We start from the raw sequence: 17,277 nt of genomic DNA on the forward strand, positions 1-17,277 counted from the left end.
TCCGCGCCGTTCCGAGGACGGACACCCCCCGACCCGGCCCCGACCCACAAGACCACCGAACGCGCTACGCGCACCCCCACCAAACCCGCACAGGCGCCGCAGGCACCCCACCCACCGGAGCCGCACAGGCGCCGCAGGCACCCCACCCACCGGAGCCGCACAGGCGCCGCAGGCACCCCACCCACCGGAGCCGCACAGGCCGCCGCAGGCACCCGCACTCCCCACCGAACCCGCACAGGCCGCCGCAGGCACCCCCACCCAAGCGCCGCAGGCACCCGCAGGCACCCGCAGGCACCCCCGCTCAACCGCCGGAGGCGCCCGCCCGGTCCAGCAGCCCCGTCCGCGCGGCCAGCGCCGCCGCTTCCAGGCGGGAGCCGACCCCCAGTTTCATCAGCACCCGCTGGACATGCGTCCGCGCCGTGGACGGTGCGATGCCCATGCCGGCCGCGATCAGCCGGGTGTCCTCCCCCTCGGCGACCCGGACCAGCACCTCCACCTCCCGGGGCGTGAGCATCGACAGCAGCCGCTGCCCCTCGTCGTCGGGCTGGGCCGCCGGATTCAGCAGCTCACCGAAGGCCCCCTGGAGCAGCGCCGGCGTCACCGCCGCCTCCCCGGCCCGCGCCTTCATGATCGCCCGCTCCACCCCCTCGATCCGCTCGTCGTGCCGCACGTACCCCGACGCCCCCGCCGCGAAGGCCGCCGCGATCCCGCGGGGGTTCGGCACGGGCCCCAGCACCAGCACCGCCACCTGCGACCGCTCCCGCTTGATCCGCACCACCGGATCGAAGGTCCCCGGCTCGGCCGGCGCCGCCGTCCCCCACAGGCACACCTCGGGCGCCCGGCTGATCACCAGCTCGGCCGCCCCCGCGGCGGGCGCCGCCGCCGCGAGCACCCGGTGCCCCCTCAGCTTCAGTGCCGAGGCCAGCGCCTCGGCGAGCAACCGGTGGTCGTCGACCACCATGAGCCGCACTCCCATCGAGCAACCCCCACTCCCCCCGGTCCCCCGGCACGGCCGGCACGGACGGCAGGAGAACCCCACCCGGCCCCCCGGCCCCGCCCCTCATGCCCCCGGAAGCTACACGCTGGTGCGCCGTCGCGCTGCCCCTACCGGCGAGAACTGCCCCGGAACGCCGAAATCCCCCGCAATACGGCGCACGACCGACGGCAGACAGCCACCGGCGGACAGCCGTCGGCAGACAGCCGTCGGCGGACACCCGCGCCCGAACGGCCCACGGCCCCGCCCCTGGACAGGGACGGGGCCGTGGGACACGGTCCGAAGGACGACGAGCCCGGCGTCAGCCGCTCGTGCCGAACGCGACCGCGAGGTACTCCTCGTCGGTCGAGCTGGACAGCGAGCTGGCGTACACCTCGGACATGTACAGCCGCCCCTGCGCGTAGATCAGCTCGGAGTACTCGGGCGACATGCTGGTCTCCACGTCGGACACCGCCTCGGTCGCCGGGTTCTCCAGCAGCGTCGTCTGCTTGAACGTCCCGCCGTCGATGCTGACGATCTGGCCGCCCTTGTCGTACGGCGGGCGCTTGTAGGCGATCACGTTGCCGCCGTCCATCCGCAGCGGGGTGATCGTGTAGCCCTCGCCGGCGTCGGCACGCTGGCCGGTCTGCTTGCCGGTGGCCAGGTCCAGCGCGACGACCTCGTTGGTCCGGCTGTACGACTTGCCGCCGCCCTCGTGCTCCTCGGTCGGGATGTAGAGCTTGTCGTTGCCGACGGCCAGCCCGTGGCAGTCCTCGACCTCTGTGATCGTCTCGCAGCTCGCCGCGTAGTCGTCGCCCGGCGCGGAGATGCGCGTGCGCAGCTTGCCGGTCTTGTTGTCGATGGAGAAGAAGTCCGAGATGCCGCTGCCGTCACCGGCGGAGTCGGCGACGTCGGCGACCACGACCAGCGGGTTGGTCGAGACGACGCCCGCGTACTCGATGCCCTGGGCCATCTTGTACTCGGAGAGCACCTTCCCGCTCTTGGGGTCGATGGTCTGGATGTTGAGCTGCCGCGCGCCGTACGTGCCGCACTTGCGGACCGCGACCAGCTTCTCGCCGCCGCCGTAGCCGGTGTCGTAGCAGGTGTCGGTGGCCTTGGGGGACCAGAGCACCTCGCCGGTGGCGATGTCCCAGGCCACGCCGCCGCTGGTGCTGCCCGCGGCGACGGTGCCGCCGCTGATGGTGACGTTGTTGAAGGAGATGGGCCGGCTGCCGTCGCCGGAGGTCTTGGTCCACACCTGCTTGCCCGCGTCCAGGTCGATCACGGTGACCTGCGTGCAGGACTGCGGGCTCGTCTTGGTCGGCATGGCGGGCTTGTGGATGATCACCGTCTTGTGGTCGTCGGTGACCCGCTGGGTGGCCTCGCAGACCGGGCCGGCGAGGTCGATCGTCCACAGCTTGGAGCCCTTGGCCGGGTCGTAGCCGACGACCTCGCCGATGCCGCTCTTGGCGTACACCTTGTCGGTGAGCCAGGAACCGGTCGTCGGGAAGCTCGACTGCTCCTCGGTGACCGGGGGCTGCGGGACCTGGAAGAGCACCTTGGCGCTGGGGTCGGAGGGGGCCTTCTCCTTGCCGCCGGAGGAGGTGCCGCCGCTGCCGCCCTTGCCCTCCGTGCCGCCGTCGCCGCCCGCGGTGGTGGTCTTGTCGTCCTTCTTGCCGGAGGAATTCGCGTACCAGACACCGCCGCCGACGATCAGCGCGATGACGACGACGGCCGACACGATGATCGCGAGCTGCGGGTTGATCTTCCGTCCGCCGCCCGGAGGGCCGGGCTGCGGAGACATGGGCATGGTCGGCGCCTGGTAGCCGTATCCGGGCTGGCCGGGCTGCTGGCCGTAGGGCGGCTGCTGCCCGTAGGCGGGGGTCGGCGCCCCGTACGGGCCGGGCTGCTGGCCGGGGTAGCCGTAGCCGGGCTGGGGCTGCGGCGGGGTCTGCGGGTATCCGTAACCCGGCCCGGACGGCGGCGTCGGCTGGGCCGTCGGCGCCGCGGGGGGCGTCTGGGGGTATCCGTAGCCCGGCTGGGGGGCCTTGCCGAGGTCCGGCGTTCCGCCCGGCGGCGGGCCGGCGGGCGGGGCCGGCTGCGGCGGCTGGTCCTGCGGCGGGCCGAACCCTCCCCCCTGAGGGGGCTGGTGGGGCGGCGGGGGCGGCGGCTGGGTCATGACGTGAGTACCTCGGGGAGCTCAGACGGCGGGGCCGGCCGGACGGACCGGCCCCGGCGGACGGCGAAGGCGCGGATCGCGCAGGAGGGGGAGGAGGCGGAGAAGGTCACTTGCCGTAGGCGAGCATCAACTTCTCCTTCGCGTCGTCGTTCCCGGTCAGGCGGGTGCTGGCGATGTAGAAGCGCCCGTCGGCCCAGTCGATGTCCCGCGAGTAGAAGCTGCCCTCGATGTCCGCGGCGCCCTGCGGGTTCTGCAGCAGCTTGGCCGGGGTGTGGGCGGTGCCGGTGGTCGGGATCGCCACGACCTGGCCGCCCGCGTCGTACGACGGCTCCACGTAGGCGATGAGGCGGCCGCCCTCGGCCTTCATGGGCAGCATCGTCTCGTCGACGGGGGACTTGGCGCGCCACTTCTCCTTGCCGTCGGCGAGGTTGACGGCGACGATCTCGTTGGCGCCGCTGGTCGCCTCGGTCGGCAGGTAGAGGGTGTTGTCGGCGACGACGACACCCGTGCAGCCCTGGAGGTCGCGCTCCAGGATGGCCCAGCCGCACTCGGGGGCGAAGTCCTCCTGGACGCCGACCTGCGCCTGGACCCGGCCGGAGGCGGTGAAGCTGGAGATGTTCCAGACCTTCTTGTCCTCGTTGGTCGCGTAGACGACGAGCGGGGCGACGGAGTAGGCGCGCTCGACCCGCCAGCCCTTCTCGTACTTGTACGTCCACAGGACCTTGCCGGTCTTCGGGTCGAGGCCCTGCACCTCGTCGTGCTCGTTGTCGCCGCCGGCGCCGCAGGAGGCGACCTGGACGAGGCTCGTCGCGTCGGCCGCGAACCCGGCGGGGAAGCAGGCGTCGCCGTAGCGCTTCTTGTCGTACAGCTTCTTGCCGCTGGTGACGTCGTAGGCCGTGCCGGACTGGGAGCGGGCGACCATCAGGGTGTTGCCGCTGACGCCCAGTTCGACGGAGAGCGTGGAGTCGAACAGCTCGCCGTCCGGGACGACCTGCTTCCAGCCCTGCTTGCCGGTGGCGAGGTCGATCTCCTGGAGCTGGTTGCACTCGGCGCGGTCGCTGGACCCGCTCATGTAGGCGACGACGATCTTGTCCTGGGCGGTCTTCTCGGGGGTGACCGCGCAGATCTTCTGCGGGAAGGTGATCGGCGCCCACGTGGGCTTGCCGTCGGTGACGTTGTACGCGAAGAGCTGCTTGTACGCCGCCTTCACCGCGGTCTTGTCGGTGATCCACATGCCCTCGGCGTCGGCGCCGGAACCGGGCGCGTCGGGCGCCTCCTTGTACCAGAGCACCTTGGACTCACCGGCCTGGCGGCCCTCGTTGAGGTCCGCGGTCTCCTCGTCGCCGTCGCCGCTGCCGTCACCGGGATTGACCGGGGCGCCGCCGGAGGCGGCGGGCTTGGCGTCGTCGCTCTTCTGAGCGACGGGCTTCTTCTCCTCGCCGTCGTCACCGGTGCCGGTGACCGCCCACACGGTGCCGCCGATGACGGCCAGGGCCGCGACCGCGGCGGCGATCACGAGGGCCGGCTTGCCCTTGAACGGGTTGCGGGATCCGGAGCCGCCGGGCGGCGGGGTGCCGGGTCCGCCGGGGAAGGGGGGCTGCTGCGGATAGCCGTAGCCGGGCTGCGGACCGTACGGGCCGGGCTGCTGGGGCTGGGCGTACGGACCGGAGTTGTACGGGCCGGGCTGGGCATATGGGGGCTGCTGGGGATAGCCGTATCCCGGCTGGGGCGGCCCGGACGGCGGCGGCGTCTGCGGCGCGCCCTGCGGGGGCGGCGGAGTCTGCGGTGCCCCGAAACCGCCGGGCGGCTGGTCCTGCGGTGCTCCGAAACCGCCCGGCTGCGGCGGCTGGTTGGGCGGCTGGCTCATCAGCGCGTTCCCCCTTATTGCTCACTGATTTTCCGCCACGGCCCGGGGTACGCGCTGGCCCCGGAGTCGTCTTCGGGCGGTCGCTCAGACAGTCTTCAGACGGCCCTTTCTATCACCCGGCCCCGACAGCACACCGGGCCGCGTCCGCCCCTGTTCCCAAGGGAGGACCGGCCCGTGATGCCCCTGTTACGCGCCTTCACGCCCTCTTCACGCAACGCGCGCCCCCCGCACGCGGAGCGTCAGGCGTCCTCGGCCAATTCCAGCCAGCGCAGCTCCAGCTCCTCGCGCTGTCCGGCCAAGGCGCGCAGCTCGGCGTCCAGTTCGGCCACCTTCGCGAAGTCCGTGGCGTTCTCGGCGATGCGCGCGTGCAGCTTGGTCTCCTTCTCGGAGACCTTGTCGAGCTGCCGCTCGATCTTCTGGAGCTCCTTCTTGGCTGCGCGCACGTCGGCGGCGCTCTTCTCGGGCACCTCCGCGGCCGGCTTCGCGGCCGCGGCGGGGGCGCTCGCCGCGGCGGCCTCCTCCATGCGCCGGCGCCGCTCCAGGTACTCGTCGATGCCGCGCGGCAGCATCCGGAGCGCGCCGTCGCCGAGCAGGGCGAAGACCCGGTCGGTGGTGCGCTCGACGAAGAACCGGTCGTGGGAGATGACGATCATCGATCCGGGCCAGCCGTCGAGCAGGTCCTCGAGCTGGGTCAGGGTCTCGATGTCGAGGTCGTTGGTGGGCTCGTCGAGGAAGAGGACGTTGGGCTCGTCCATCAGGAGCCGCAGGAGCTGGAGCCGGCGCCGCTCACCGCCGGAGAGGTCACCGACCGGCGTCCACTGCTTCTCCTTGCCGAAGCCGAAGGTCTCGCAGAGCTGACCGGCGGTCATCTCGCGGCCCTTGCCGAGGTCGACGCGCTCCCGGACGCGCTGCACGGCCTCCAGCACCCGCCAGTCGGGGTCGAGCTCGGCGACCTCCTGGGAGAGGTAGGCCAGCTTGACGGTCCTGCCGACGCGCACGCGGCCGCCCGCGGGCTGCTCCTCGCCCTCGCTGCGGGCGGCCTCGGCGAGGGCGCGCAGCAGGGAGGTCTTGCCGGCCCCGTTGACGCCGACGAGGCCGATGCGGTCGCCGGGGCCGAGCTGCCAGGTGACGTGCTTGAGCAGGACCTTGGGCCCGGCCTGGACGGTCACGTCCTCCAGGTCGAACACGGTCTTGCCGAGCCGGGAGGAGGCGAACTTCATCAGCTCGCTGCTGTCGCGGGGCGGCGGCACGTCGGCGATCAGCTCGTTGGCGGCCTCGACGCGGAAGCGGGGCTTGGAGGTGCGGGCGGGGGCGCCGCGCCGGAGCCAGGCCAGCTCCTTGCGGACGAGGTTCTGCCGCTTGGCCTCCTCGGTGGCGGCGATGCGCTCGCGTTCGGCGCGGGCGAAGACGTAGTCGGAGTAGCCGCCCTCGTACTCGTAGACGTCGCCGCGCTGCACGTCCCACATGCGGGTGCAGACCTGGTCGAGGAACCAGCGGTCGTGGGTGACGCAGACGAGCGCGGAGCGGCGTTCGCGCAGGTGCCGGGCGAGCCAGGCGATGCCCTCGACGTCGAGGTGGTTGGTGGGCTCGTCGAGGACGATCAGGTCCTGTTCCTCGATGAGCAGCTTGGCCAGCGCGATCCTGCGCCGCTCGCCGCCGGAGAGCGGGCCGATGACGGTGTCCAGCCCCTTGGGGAAGCCCGGCATGTCGAGCCCGCCGAACAGGCCGGTGAGCACGTCCCTGATCTTGGCGTTGCCCGCCCACTCGTGGTCGGCCAGGTCGCCGATGACCTCGTGGCGGACGGTGGCCGCGGGGTCGAGGGAGTCGTGCTGGGTGAGGACGCCGAGCCGCAGCCCGCCGGAGTGGGTGACCCGGCCGGTGTCGGGCTCCTCCAGCTTGGCGAGCATCCGGATCATGGTGGTCTTGCCGTCGCCGTTGCGCCCGACGACACCGATGCGGTCCCCTTCGGAGACGCCGAGGGACACGCCGTCGAGGAGTGCACGGGTCCCGTACACCTTGCTGACGTTCTCGACATTGACCAGGTTGACGGCCATTTCTCTCCTGCCTGGGGGATCGATCAGCCTTCAAGCGTAGGCCCTTCGGGGGGCGGGGTGACGCGGACGGGGGTCGTCACTCTTTGTGGTGACGCCTCTCCGACTGTGCGGCTACCGTGGGGAGCGAGGCAGCAGGATCCCGTCCATGGGAGGAACCATGACCGCCGAGTCCGTAGAGCACCGCCACCAGCGCTGGCCGGTGCCGCCCGTGGACGGCTACACCGTGGACGACCTGTTCACCCTGCCGGATCTCCCGCCGCACACCGAGTTGATCGACGGGAGCCTGGTTTTCGTGAGTCCGCAGCGCCGTTTCCACTACCTCGTGATCGACCTGTTGATCAATGGGTTGCGCAGCTCACTCGATCCGGGACTCAGTGTCGAACGGGAGATGACCGTCACCCTCGACAGCCGCAACGGCCCGGAACCCGATATCAGCGTGGTCCGGGCCGACGCGGTCACCGGACTGGATCAGACCAGCTTCCAGGCCAAGGACGTCCTGCTCGCCGTCGAGGTCGTCTCCCCCGACTCCGAGTCCCGCGACCGCACGACGAAGCCCCACAAGTACGCCGCCGCGGGCATCCCCAACTTCTGGCGCGTCGAGCAGGGCGGCACGGACGGCGGGCCGGTCGTCCACGTCTACGAACTCGACCCGATGACCCGTGCGTACGTGCACATGGGCATGCACCGGGACCGGATCAAGGTCGACAAGCCGTATGCCGTCGACATCGACCTGACCGCCGTCGACCGGCTCTGAGCACGGCCTCTCAGACCACGGTCGCCCCCGCCGCCGGCCCCGCCGCCGTGCGGACGTCGCGGCAGGTTCCCGAGGCCCGCAGCACCCCGGCGATGTCGGACGCCGTCCGGGCGTCGGAGGCGAGGAACGCCGTGGTAGGGCCGGAGCCGGAGACGAGGGCCGCCAGCGCGCCCGCGGCGCGTCCCGCGGCGAGGGTGTCGGCCAGTTCGGGGAAGAGGGAGAGCGCCGCGGGCTGGAGGTCGTTGGCGACGGCGAGGGCGAGGGCGGCGGCGTCCCCCTTGGCGAGGGCGTCGAGCACCGCCTGGTCGGCGGCCGGCTCGGGGATGTCCAGGTCCTCGCCGAGGCGGTCGAACTCGCGGTACACGGCCGGGGTGGACAGCCCGCGCGCGGCCAGCGCGAAGACCCAGTGGAACTCCCCGCCCACCTCCAGCTCCGTCAGCCGCTCGCCCCGTCCCGTGCCGAGCGCGGCGCCGCCGACCAGGCTGAACGGGACGTCGCTGCCCAGCTCGGCGCAGATCTCCAGCAGCTCGGCGCGCGAGGCGCCGGTGCCCCACAGGGCGTCGCAGGCGAGCAGGGCGCCGGCACCGTCGGCGCTGCCGCCCGCCATGCCGCCGGCCACGGGGATGTCCTTGGCGATGTGCAGGTGCACGTCGGGGGTGCGGCCGTGGCGCACGGCGAGCGCCTCGGCCGCGCGGGCGGCGAGGTTGGTCCGGTCGAGCGGGACCTGGGCGGCGTCCGGGCCCTCGCAGGTGATGCGCAGTCCGTCGGCCGGGGTCGCGGTGATCTCGTCGTAGAGGGAGACCGCGAGGAAGACGTTGGCCAGGTCGTGGAAGCCGTCGGGGCGGGCGGCGCCGACCGCGAGCTGGACGTTGACCTTGGCGGGGACGCGGACCGTCACGCTCACTTGCTCGTCACTCCTTGTGCTCGGCGATACGCGCGAACTCTTCCACGGTCAGCGATTCTCCGCGCGCCTGCGGCGACACGCCCGCGGCGACGAGGGCGGCCTCGGCGGCGGCGGCCGAACCGGCCCACCCGGCGAGGGCGGCCCGCAGGGTCTTGCGGCGCTGGGCGAACGCGGCGTCGACGACGGCGAACACCTCGCGCTTGGACGCGGTGGTCTTCAGCGGCTCGCTGCGCCGGACGAGTGACACCAGTCCGCTGTCGACGTTCGGCGCGGGCCAGAAGACGTTGCGGCCGATGGCGCCGGCCCGCTTCACCTCGGCGTACCAGCCCGCCTTCACGGACGGCACGCCGTACACCTTGGAGCCGGGTCCGGCGGCGAGCCGGTCGGCGACCTCGGCCTGGACCATGACGAGGGTGCGCTCGATGGTCGGGAAGGTGTCGAGCATGTGCAGGAGGACGGGCACGGCGACGTTGTAGGGCAGGTTGGCGACGAGCGCGGTCGGGGCGGGGCCCGGCAGCTCGGTGACCTGCATGGCGTCGCTGTGGACGAGCGCGAACCGGTCGGCGCGCTCGGGCATCCGGGCGGCGACGGTGGCGGGCAGGGCGCCGGCGAGGACGTCGTCGATCTCGACGGCGGTGACGCGGTCGGCGACCTCCAGCAGGGCCAGGGTGAGCGAGCCGAGACCCGGTCCCACCTCGACCACCACGTCGTCGGGGCGCACCTCGGCGGTGCGCACGATACGGCGGACCGTGTTGGCGTCGATGACGAAGTTCTGGCCGCGCTGCTTGGTGGGGCGTACGCCGAGGGCCGCCGCGAGTTCACGGACGTCGGCGGGACCCAGGAGGGCGTCGGGGGTGGGGCTGCTCACCCCGCAAGGGTAGCCGGGGGCGGCCCCCGCACCGTCCGGGGCGGCCGGGCACCGCCGGTCAGCCCCCCAGCCGTGCCCCGCAGTGCGGCCAGGCGCTCGCCCCGCTGCGCACGTAGAGCTTCTTCGCGCGGTACGTCTGCTCGGCCGGCGTCGCGTCCTCGGGCCGGCCCTCGCCGCCGAGGCCGTGCCAGGTGTGGGCGTCGAACTGGTACAGGCCGCCGTACGTGCCCGACGGGTCGACGGCGCCCGGGCGTCCGCCCGACTCGCACGCGGCCAGGGCCTGCCAGTTCAGGTGGTCGGTGCCCCGCACGGACCGCGGCCGGGGCCGGGTGCCGACCCGCACGATCCGCGGGCTGGGCTCGCGCACCGTCTCGGTGCGCAGCGGGCGCGGCCGCTGCCGGACGCCGTTGACGGTGCGCACGGCGTACGTGGTGCGGCGCAGTCCGGGCCGGCCCGTCTGCTGGACGACTTCGGTGCCCTGGGGCAGGGAGGGGTCTACGGTGCGCTGCTCGGCGAAGGGCAGGAGGTCCTCGCGGACCTCCGTGGAGTCGGTGATGCGCAGCACGGTGACGGTCTGCCCGTCGCGGGGGAAGGCGGCCGCCGGGACGGAGGTGGTGTCCCGGCCCCGCAGGGTGACCCCGGCCTGCTCGACGGCCTCGCGCACGGTCGCGGCGTTGGTGCGGACGGTGCGGGCGCGGCCGTCCGCCATGACGGTGACGACGCGTTCGGTGCGGACGTCCAGCGAGAGTCCCGCGGGGCCGATGCGCCGGGAGGGCGGGGTGGACAGGCGGGCGCCCTCGGCCCGGACGCCGAGCTGACGCAGCGCCCCCGCCACGGTGTCGGCGGTGGTCCACACCTGGCGCCGCTGGCCGTCGAGAGTGAGCAGGACGGGGCGTCCGTGGCGGACGGTGATCTCGTCGCCGCTGGTGAGCGGGGTGCCGGGGGCGGGTTCGACCACGTCGTGGGGCCCGACCCGGACGCCCTCCCCCGCGAGGAGTCCGGTCACGTCGTCGGCGAAGGTGTGCAGGGCGCGGGGCCGGCCGTCGACGGTCAGCTCGACGGCCTTGTCCTCGGCGACGAAGGCGGTGGTGCCGCCGGCCAGGAACGCCACGACCAGGGCCTGCGGCACCAGCCGGCGCACGGTGCCCTGCGCGGGCCCCGCGTACCGTGCCCGGCGCCGGTGGCCGCCCCGGCCGGCCGGGGCGGGGCGGACGACGCCCTGCCGGGGCACCGCGGCGCCCGCCTGTCCGGGGGCGGGCCGGCAGGTCTCCCCGTACGGCGGGGTCGGCGCGCCGTGCACGTCGTACGGTGCGCGGGTCTCGTACGTCTCGAACCGGGTACTGCTCACGCCGACACGCTCCAGGGGTCCGGATGGGCCCCCAGAACCTAGCGGAGCGTCCGTCACTCTCCAAAGCGACGCGACTACTCGGCGTGACGACCTGTCGGGTCAGTAGGCGAAGGCGCGGGCCGTGTTGGCCGCGAGGGCCGTCGCCAGGGTGTCCTCGTCGACGCCGCGCACGGCGGCCATGGCCCGCACCGTGACCGGCACCAGGTACGGGGCGTTCGGGCGACCCCGGTAGGGCACCGGCGTCAGGAACGGGGCGTCGGTCTCCACGAGGACCAGCTCCAGCGGGGCCACGGCGAGGGCGTCGCGCAGGTTCTGGGCGTTCTTGAAGGTGACGTTGCCGGCGAAGGACATGTAGTAACCGGCCTCGGCGCAGATCCGGGCCATCTCCGCGTCGCCGGAGTAGCAGTGGAAGACGGTGCGCTCGGGGGCGCCCTCCTCCTTGAGGACGCGCAGCACGTCGGCGTGGGCGTCGCGGTCGTGGATGACGAGGGTCTTGCCGTGCCGCTTGGCGATCTCGATGTGGGCGCGGAAGGACCTCTCCTGGGCCTCCTTGCCCTCGGGGCCGGTGCGGAAGTGGTCGAGGCCGGTCTCGCCGACGCCCTTGACCTGGGGCAGCGCGGCCAGCCGGTCGATCTCCGCGAGGGCGTCGTCCAGGGCCGCGTCGCCGCCGGGCCCGCGAGCGCCCTGCCTGGACCAGCCGTCGGGGTCGCCGTGGACGATGCGGGGTGCCTCGTTGGGGTGCAGGGCGACGGTGGCGTGGACGGCGTCGTACTCCGCCGCCGTCTCGGCCGCCCAGCGGGAGCCCGCGAGGTCGCAGCCGACCTGGACGACCGTGGTGACACCGACCGACGCGGCCTTCGCGAGGCCCTCGGCGACCGTGCCCGCCTGCATGTCGAGGTGGGTGTGCGAGTCGGCGACCGGTATCCGCAGGGGTTCGGGGAGCGGCGGAGCGTCGTTCCTGTCGGTCCGGTCCGAGGCGTTCGAAGGCATGTCCCGATCCTACGGAAGGTGCGTGCCGCCTCAGCCCGCCCTGCGCTGGAGGTGGAGCGCGCGCAGCAGGTCGGACAGGTGCGGGCGCCGGGGCGCGGGTGTGAGGCCGGGGGCGCCGGGGCCGGGCCGCTCGGGGACCTGCGGTACCTCCAGGGGTCCGGCCGGCGGTACCCGGTGCACGCCGTGGGCGGTGCCGCGCACCGAGGCGACGCGCCCCGGCCGCATGATCCGTACGACGTGGTTGTCGCAGTTGGCGCAGGTGGGCCGGGTCAGCGGGGAGGGCACGATGCGGCCGTCCGTCACGTAGAGCAGGAACTCGTGGCCCTCGGCGTCCCTGTGGTGCTCTATGTCGAACGACTGCTCCCAGCCGTGCCCGCACCGCATGCAGGCGAAGGAGTACGACTCGTGGACGACCTCGGTGGCTCCCGCCCGTGTACCGGTGCGTCCGGTGATCTCGCTCATTCCGGCTCCCGCTTGTCCGCTGGCCTTCGGGGACGGGTGCGTCCCCTTCTTCCAGTGGACGCCTCGCCCGACCGGAATGCACCGGCCCGGCCGAGATATTGGAGCCGTTTTGGGCGTCCCTTGCCCTGACGCCCCCGACGGGCGGCCCGGGGCTTTGCCCGGCGGGCGGAGCGTTTGCCACCGCTTGGGGCGCGCACGGGCACCGGCCGGGCGCGCGGGGCGCGGGGACGTGTCGCGGTCGCGCGCGGGCGCCGGGCCGGCCCCCGGCGTCATCCCCCGGCGTGCTTCGCCGCCACCACCGCGTCGAAGACCTCCCGCTTGGGGACCTGCGCCTCGGCGGCCACCGCGGCGATGGCCTCCTTGCGGCGTTCTCCCGCCTCCTCGCGGACCCGGACCCGGCGCACCAGTTCCTCGGCGCCGACTTCCTCGGGGCCCGTGTCGGGGGCGCCCTCGACGACGACGGTGATCTCGCCGCGCACGCCCTCCGCGGCCCACGCCGCCAGCTCGCCGAGGCCGCCGCGCCTGACCTCCTCGTACGTCTTGGTCAGCTCCCGGCAGACCGCGGCCCGGCGGTCGGCGCCGAAGACCTCGGCCATCGCGGCGAGGGTGTCGTCGAGGCGGTGCGGGGCCTCGAAGTAGACGAGGGTGCGGCGCTCCCCGGCGACCTCGCGGAGCCGGCCGAGCCGTTCGCCGGCCTTGCGGGGCAGGAAGCCCTCGAAGCAGAAGCGGTCGACCGGCAGCCCGGACAGGGCGAGCGCGGTGAGCACGGCGGACGGGCCGGGCACGGCGGTGACCCGGACGTCCCGCTCGACCGCGGCGGCGACCAGCCGGTACCCGGGGTCGGACACGGAGGGCATCCCGGCGTCGGTCACCAGCAGCACGCGGGCCCCGCCCACCAGCTCCTCGACCAGCTCCGGCGTCCGGGCGGACTCGTTGCCCTCGAAGTACGACACGACGCGGCCGCGGGGAGTGACGCCCAGCGCTTGGGTCAGCCGGCGCAGCCGCCGGGTGTCCTCGGCGGCGACGACGTCGGCGCCCGCGAGTTCCTCGGCGAGCCGGGGCGGGGCGTCCTGGACGTCGCCGATGGGGGTGCCCGCCAGTACAAGGGTTCCAGTCACGCCCCCATCCTCCCAGGGGCGGACGGACGGGGACGCATCCGGACCCGTGGGGGTCGTGTGCGGGACGCGCACAGAACGGTTCCCTACGATGGCGCGGTGACGAGTACCGCGTCCTCGACGGACACCCGGCAGGACCTGGCCCCGCACGACGGGGGGCCCACCTGGCAGCAACGGCTGCGCCGCTTCGGCCACGCGGCGGGGCCGGCGGCCGGCGGTGTCCGCGAGCGGCTGGTGCCGCCGTACACGCGGCCCGGCCCGCGGCTGTGGGTCTTCCTCGGCCTGCCGGGGAAGACCGCCGACCGGATCGTGCGCTGGTCGGGCTGGGGCGGACCGCTGCTGGTGGCGCTGCTGGCGGGCCTGCTGCGGTTCTGGAATCTGGGCAGCCCGAAGGCGGTGATATTCGACGAGACGTACTACGCCAAGGACGCCTGGGCGCTCGTCCACCGCGGCTTCGAGGTCAACTGGGACAAGAAGGTCAACGACCTGATCCTGCAGACGGGCGGGGACGTCCCGATCCCCACCGACGCGGCGTACGTGGTGCATCCGCCGGTCGGCAAGTACGTCATCGGGCTGGGCGAGCTGCTGTTCGGCTTCGACCCGTTCGGCTGGCGGTTCATGACGGCGCTGCTCGGCACGCTGTCGGTGCTGATGCTGTGCCGGATCGGGCGCCGGCTGTTCCGCTCCACGTTCCTGGGCTGCCTGGCGGGCGCGCTGATGGCGGTGGACGGGCTGCACTTCGTGATGAGCCGCACCGCGCTGCTGGACAGCGTGCTGATGTTCTTCGTGCTGGCCGCGTTCGGCTGCCTGCTCGTGGACCGCGACAAGGCGCGTGAGAAGCTCGCCGCCGCGCTGCCGGTGGACGCCGACGGCCGGGCGCGTCCCGACGCGGAGGTCGCCGAGACGCTGCGGCTCGGGTGGCGGCCGTGGCGGGTGGCGGCGGGGCTGATGCTGGGCCTGGCCGCGGCGACCAAGTGGAACGGCCTGTACATCATGGCGGCGTTCTGCGTGATGGCGGTGCTGTGGGACGTGGGCTCGCGCCGGGTCGCGGGCGCGCGCCGGCCGCGACGGGCGGTGCTCAGGCACGACCTGGGCTGGGCGTTCCTGTCGACCGTGCCGGTCGCGATCGTCACGTACATCGTGTCCTGGACCGGCTGGATCCTGTCGGCCACCGACGGCACCGGCGGCTACTACCGCGACTGGGCGACGGCGAACGGCCGGACCAGCTCCTGGTCGTGGCTGTTCCCGGACTGGTGGCGCAGCCTGTGGCACTACGAGTCGCAGGTGTACGAGTTCCACACGCACCTGACCTCGCCGCACACCTACGAGTCCAATCCGTGGAGCTGGATCGTCCTCGGCCGCCCGGTGTCCTACTTCTACGAGTCGCCGTCGCCCGGCACGGACGGCTGTCCGGCCGACGCGGGCGAGAAGTGCGCCCGCGAGGTGCTGGCGATCGGCACGCCGCTGCTGTGGTGGATCGGCTGCTTCGCCCTGCTGTACGTCCTGTGGCGCTGGGCCTTCCGCCGCGACTGGCGCGCGGGCGCCATCGCCTGCGGGCTGGCGGCCGGCTATCTGCCCTGGTTCCTGTACCAGGAGCGCACGATCTTCCTCTTCTACGCCGTGGTCTTCGTGCCCTTCCTGTGCCTCGCGGTGGCGATGCTGCTGGGGGCGATCGTGGGCCGGCCGGGCTGCGGGGACACCCGGCGGGTGGCGGGGGCGACGGCGGCGGGCGTGCTGGTGCTGCTGATCGCCTGGAACTTCATCTATTTCTGGCCCCTCTACACCGGCACCGCGATCCCGATGGACGAGTGGCGGTCGCGGATGTGGCTGGACACGTGGGTGTGAGGGGCCGGCCGGGATCTCCGTTCGGCCACCATCCGGAAACATCCGTACCAAGGCCCGACCCCTGCGCCTAGAGTGCTGCCACAACGACTTCTGAACGCGTTCAAACACGCTCGGGGGTCCGACGGGGAGGGGACTGCCGATGGGCAGGGGGGTGAAGGTCGCCGTCGTGGGCGGCGTGTTCGCCGTGATGGTGGGCGGGGCCGCGTACGGCACCTACAACATCGTGTCGGCGCTGGACGGGGACGGCGGGACGGGGCCCGCCGGGGCGTCCGTGAAGAGCGGGCCGCCGAGCGCCGACGAGGTGAGGGAGACCGCGCAGAAGTTCTTCGCCGCCTGGGAGAAGGGCGACGCGGCGACGGCGGCGACGTACACGGACAACGGCCCGGCCGCAGGGACGCTGCTGGCCGCCTTCCGCGACGACGCCCACATCACCGGCGTCGAGATCACGCCCGGCGAGGTGAGCGTGAGCGGGATGACCGTGCCGTTCACGGTGAAGGCGGAGGTCACCTACAAGGGCGCGGCCAAGCCGCTGACCTACCGCAGCGAGCTGACCGTGGTGCGCGGGCAGACCTCCGGGCGGGCGCTGGTCGACTGGCGGCCGTCCGTCGTCCATCCCGGGCTCCAGGACGGCGACACCCTGGTCACCGAGGAGTCGGCGACCCCGCAGATCCAGGCCGTCGACCGCGACGGCACCGTGCTGACCGGGGAGAAGTACCCCTCGCTCGGCCCGGTCCTCGCCGCGCTGCGCGAGAAGTACGGCGACAAGGCGGGCGGCGAGCCCGGTGTGGAGCTGGTGATCCGGCACACCGCCACACAGGCCCCGGACACCCCTCTGCTGCCGGTGACCGAGGGCAGGCCGGGCAAGCTGCGGACCACGATCAGCGCGGGCGTGCAGGCGGCGGCCGAGCGGGCGGTCGGCCGGTTCGACGAGTCCTCGGTGGTGGCGGTCAGGCCGAGCACCGGTGAGGTGCTGGCGGTGGCGAACAACCGCGAGGACGGCTTCAACGCCGCCTTCGAGGGCCGGGTCGCCCCCGGCTCCACCATGAAGATCATCACCGCGGCGATGCTCATCGACAACGGCGTGTCCTCGATGAACGGTCCGGCGCCCTGCCCGGACACGGCGACCTGGCAGAGCCAGACCTTCAAGAACCTCACCGGCATGAAGCCCGACATGAGCGCGACGCTCGCCGACACCTTCATGCGCTCCTGCAACACCGGTTTCATCAAGCTCATCGACGAGGAACCCCTCACGGACGCGTCCCTGACGCGGGAGGCCGAGGAGCGCTTCGGGCTCGGGCGGGACGACTGGCAGACCGGCATCGTCTCGTTCGACGGCAAGGTGCCGGCCGTCGCCGGCCCGGACCGCGCGGCGGGCGCCATCGGCCAGGGCCAGGTCCAGATGAACCCGCTGAACATGGCCTCGGTGACGGCGACCGCCGTCACCGGCGAGTTCCGCCAGCCCTATCTGGTCTCGCCGGAGCTGGACGGCCGCACGCTCGCCACGGCCAAGGGCCTGCCGCGCAGCACCGCCGACCAGCTCAAGCGGATGATGCGGCTGACGGCCACCAGCGGCACCGCCGCGGCGGCCATGTCCGGCCTCGGCGGCGACATCGGCGCGAAGACCGGTTCGGCCGAGGTCGACGGCAACGCCAGGTCCGACAGTTGGTTCACCGGGTTCCGCAACGACATCGCGGCGGCGGCCATGACCGAGGAGGGCGGGCACGGCGGCGACGCGGCCGGCCCGATCGTGGCGGACGTACTGCGCGCGGGCGGCTGACCCGCCCGCCCGGCACCACGGCGGCCCCTTCCCGGCAGGGCGGGGCCGCGCGGAGCGCCCCGGCCTGTCCGCCGGACGCCGCGGGGCGGCGGGAAGCGCCGGACAGGCCCTAGGGTGGTCGCCGTCGCGCGGGGAGCGGCG

At 73.5% G+C, this 17,277-nt stretch carries 13 protein-coding genes; 3 read left to right on the plus strand and 10 right to left on the minus strand.

Annotated elements, in window-relative coordinates; translation table 11 throughout:
* Nucleotides 1-301: 301 nt before the first annotated feature.
* From ACH499_RS18155 to ACH499_RS18170, 4 genes are all read right to left on the minus strand, one after another.
* Nucleotides 302-976, minus strand: a complete 675-nt coding sequence (locus ACH499_RS18155) for a LuxR C-terminal-related transcriptional regulator (RefSeq protein WP_399016846.1) — start codon at nucleotides 974-976, stop codon at nucleotides 302-304.
* A gap of 319 nt (nucleotides 977-1,295) precedes the next feature.
* Nucleotides 1,296-3,152, minus strand: a complete 1,857-nt coding sequence (locus ACH499_RS18160; protein WP_399016848.1) for a PQQ-binding-like beta-propeller repeat protein — start codon at nucleotides 3,150-3,152, stop codon at nucleotides 1,296-1,298.
* Between the two features lie 106 nt (nucleotides 3,153-3,258).
* Nucleotides 3,259-5,019, minus strand: a complete 1,761-nt coding sequence (locus tag ACH499_RS18165) for a PQQ-binding-like beta-propeller repeat protein (protein WP_399016850.1) — start codon at nucleotides 5,017-5,019, stop codon at nucleotides 3,259-3,261.
* A 239-nt stretch (nucleotides 5,020-5,258) separates the two neighbouring features.
* Nucleotides 5,259-7,073: an ABC-F family ATP-binding cassette domain-containing protein gene (locus ACH499_RS18170; RefSeq protein ID WP_399016852.1), complete on the minus strand. Its 1,815-nt coding sequence runs from the start codon at nucleotides 7,071-7,073 to the stop codon at nucleotides 5,259-5,261.
* A 157-nt stretch (nucleotides 7,074-7,230) separates the two neighbouring features.
* Between ACH499_RS18170 and ACH499_RS18175 the strand changes: the two genes are divergently transcribed.
* Nucleotides 7,231-7,827, plus strand: a complete 597-nt coding sequence (locus ACH499_RS18175; protein ID WP_399017187.1) for a Uma2 family endonuclease — start codon at nucleotides 7,231-7,233, stop codon at nucleotides 7,825-7,827.
* A 10-nt stretch (nucleotides 7,828-7,837) separates the two neighbouring features.
* Here ACH499_RS18175 and ACH499_RS18180 read toward each other — a convergent pair whose 3' ends face one another.
* The 6 genes from ACH499_RS18180 to rsmI all read right to left on the minus strand — a co-directional run bounded on the left by ACH499_RS18180 (nucleotide 7,838) and on the right by rsmI (nucleotide 13,517).
* Nucleotides 7,838-8,731 (minus strand): 4-(cytidine 5'-diphospho)-2-C-methyl-D-erythritol kinase, encoded by an 894-nt coding sequence (locus tag ACH499_RS18180; protein ID WP_399016854.1) that lies wholly within the window; start codon nucleotides 8,729-8,731, stop codon nucleotides 7,838-7,840.
* 7 nt (nucleotides 8,732-8,738) lie between these two features.
* Entirely contained in the window at nucleotides 8,739-9,599 is an 861-nt protein-coding gene (gene rsmA / locus ACH499_RS18185) for a 16S rRNA (adenine(1518)-N(6)/adenine(1519)-N(6))-dimethyltransferase RsmA (protein ID WP_356198619.1), read from the minus strand.
* 58 nt (nucleotides 9,600-9,657) lie between these two features.
* A complete protein-coding gene (locus ACH499_RS18190; RefSeq protein WP_399016856.1) occupies nucleotides 9,658-10,947 on the minus strand; it encodes a ubiquitin-like domain-containing protein in 1,290 nt (429 codons plus the stop codon).
* Nucleotides 10,948-11,046: 99 nt separating this feature from the next.
* A complete protein-coding gene (locus ACH499_RS18195) occupies nucleotides 11,047-11,937 on the minus strand; it encodes a TatD family hydrolase (RefSeq protein WP_356198622.1) in 891 nt (296 codons plus the stop codon).
* 30 nt (nucleotides 11,938-11,967) lie between these two features.
* Nucleotides 11,968-12,399 carry a hypothetical protein gene (locus ACH499_RS18200; RefSeq protein WP_365597172.1) on the minus strand — a complete coding sequence of 144 codons (432 nt, stop codon included), beginning with the start codon at nucleotides 12,397-12,399 and terminating at the stop codon, nucleotides 11,968-11,970.
* Between the two features lie 269 nt (nucleotides 12,400-12,668).
* Entirely contained in the window at nucleotides 12,669-13,517 is an 849-nt protein-coding gene (gene rsmI, locus ACH499_RS18205) for a 16S rRNA (cytidine(1402)-2'-O)-methyltransferase (protein WP_356198625.1), read from the minus strand.
* Nucleotides 13,518-13,613: 96 nt separating this feature from the next.
* On the opposite strand from rsmI, the gene ACH499_RS18210 reads away from it, so the two are divergent.
* On the plus strand, nucleotides 13,614-15,359 hold the full coding sequence (locus ACH499_RS18210; RefSeq protein ID WP_399016859.1) for a dolichyl-phosphate-mannose--protein mannosyltransferase: 1,746 nt from the start codon (nucleotides 13,614-13,616) through the stop codon (nucleotides 15,357-15,359).
* A 139-nt stretch (nucleotides 15,360-15,498) separates the two neighbouring features.
* Entirely contained in the window at nucleotides 15,499-17,136 is a 1,638-nt protein-coding gene (locus ACH499_RS18215) for a penicillin-binding transpeptidase domain-containing protein (RefSeq protein ID WP_399016861.1), read from the plus strand.
* Nucleotides 17,137-17,277: the final 141 nt, after the last annotated feature.

Origin of the sequence: Streptomyces sp. NPDC018947 (genome assembly GCF_044390505.1) — a bacterium.
In the GTDB taxonomy this organism is placed as follows: Bacteria; Actinomycetota; Actinomycetes; order Streptomycetales; family Streptomycetaceae; genus Streptomyces.